We start from the raw sequence: 1,461 nt of genomic DNA on the forward strand, positions 1-1,461 counted from the left end.
CCGACACGGGAGCACCGATGCCCGGACCCACCACACCCGGCGCCGACGGGACCGTCCCCGCCGACGAGATACCCACTGCCACACCAGGGACGGCGCCCGGCCCGCCACCCCGACCAGCAACCCCCACACCCGAAACCGCCGCAGCCGCCGCTGCCGCGGTGGTGGTCACCGACCCGACTCTGCTGACACCACGCCCGGAAACACCACTACCAGCCGACTCAGAGCCCGCATCACCGCCATCACCCGAATCCGCATCACCGGACCCACTACCCACATCACCGGACTCGCCGCCATAACCCGAATCGGTGTCACCGGACTCGCCGCCATCACCCGAATCCAAATCACCGAGGCCAGCCCCGGGCAAGCCCCCCACCGGCACAACCCCAACACCGGGAACATCCGGCATGTCGATAGCGGGCACACCCAAACCGTCCACAATGCCCACACCATTGACCAGCTCACCGATCTTCTCACCAGCATCAGCAGCGCCCTTATCAACCATGCCCGTGAACGCGCCACCCACCGCACCGGTCCACAGATCGTCCATACTGCCACCCAGGATCCCCGTCGCGGCCGCGCCGACCACCGTCTCCGCCGTCGCCTCGGTAGCCCCATGGAACAACATCGAGTCCGCAACCCGCGGCATCCACCTCCGCATACCCATGAACATCGACGCCATCAAGGCACCCGCCCCAGCACCCGCAACGAAATCGATCAGCGAACTCTTCCCGTCCCACTCATGACGGTTACCCTCAATGAACTGGATAATCTGCGCCAACGCGCCCTGCACAACCTCCTCGACACCCTCCTGGACCGCTTCCACCAACAGCCGCACCGCCCAATGCAACTTCTCCAGAATCCGGGCCACAGCAGTACGAGCAGCAGTAATAAACGCCGGAACCAACGGCGCCGTGAACGGACTGACCAACGCCCAGACGATCGACGCCGCGAAAAACGCGATCTCGATCATCATCGAATATTCGGCCAACTCCACATTCAACGCAAGATCAAGCAAACCAGCCGACTGCTGCCTCGCCAAAGCCACCAACTGCGGCACCACAGCAGCCAACTCATCAACACACCTACGGAACGCACGACCGGCACCACCACCGATACTCCGCTCCGCCACCACCGCCAACGACCCCAGAGAATGCCCCAACTCCTCCAGCGTCACACCACTGTCACGCCAGCTCTCCGCCAACGCACGCGCCGCCCCCACATCAACCCGCGGAGCCTTCTGCCCCACCAACGAAACCCACAACCAGTCAGCCCGCGGATCAAACTCAACGCCCACCACTCAACCCCCGACCCACCACAGACACCCACCCACCACCACACACCCATCACCACACACACAGACGCAGGCGCAGGCGCAGGCGCAGGCCGAGAGCACCCCAGTGACGTACATCGACCACAAACCCGGGCCCTAAAGCCTTCTACCAGAAACAGGATCCCCCGACG

At 64.3% G+C, this 1,461-nt stretch carries 1 protein-coding gene; it reads right to left on the minus strand.

Annotated elements, in window-relative coordinates:
• Positions 1-1,294: WXG100-like domain-containing protein (locus ACWEV3_RS43350; RefSeq protein WP_452619499.1), on the minus strand; the 1,294-nt coding region annotated here is incomplete at its 3' end.
• Positions 1,295-1,461 lie beyond the last annotated feature (167 nt).

The sequence above is a fragment of the Saccharopolyspora sp. NPDC003752 genome (assembly GCF_053605825.1).